Raw genomic sequence first — 503 nt, forward strand, 5'->3', positions numbered from 1 at the left:
CGTACGGCCTGCGCAGGCCGATCGCCCTGCGGGCGCCCGCGTCCCAGACCAGGGACATCACCGCGAAGGCGACCAGGAAGAAGACCCCCGACCACTTGACCGCGCAGGCCGCGCCCAGGCACAGCCCCGCCGCGATCCGCCACGGCCGCACCCCGAGCCCCGGCCCGTGATCACTCAGCGGTGAGGTCTCGTACCAGGTGACCAGCCGCTCCCGCGCCCAGTCACGGTCGGCCACCAGGCAGGCGAACCCGGCCAGCACCCAGAACATCAGGAAGATGTCGAGCAGCGCCGTCCGCGACAGCACGTAGTGCAGGCCGTCGAGGGACAGCAGGAGCCCGGCCAGGCAGCCCAGCATGGTCGAGCGGGTCATCCGGCGGGCCACCCGGGCCAGGATCAGGATCGACAGCACCCCGACTACGGCACCGGCGAACCTCCACCCGTAGGGGGTCATGCCGAAGATCTGCTCGCCCAGGCCGATCATCCACTTGCCCAGCGGCGGGTGG

The 503-nt window shown here is 71.8% G+C and carries 1 protein-coding gene; it reads right to left on the reverse strand.

Translation table 11 applies throughout. The features are described 5' to 3' along the window. On the reverse strand, positions 1-503 hold a 503-nt coding region (locus tag ACSDR0_RS51145), incomplete at both ends, for a phospholipid carrier-dependent glycosyltransferase (RefSeq protein WP_435296223.1).

This window comes from Streptosporangium sp. G11 (assembly GCF_051192615.1).
Taxonomy (GTDB): Bacteria; Actinomycetota; Actinomycetes; order Streptosporangiales; family Streptosporangiaceae; genus Streptosporangium.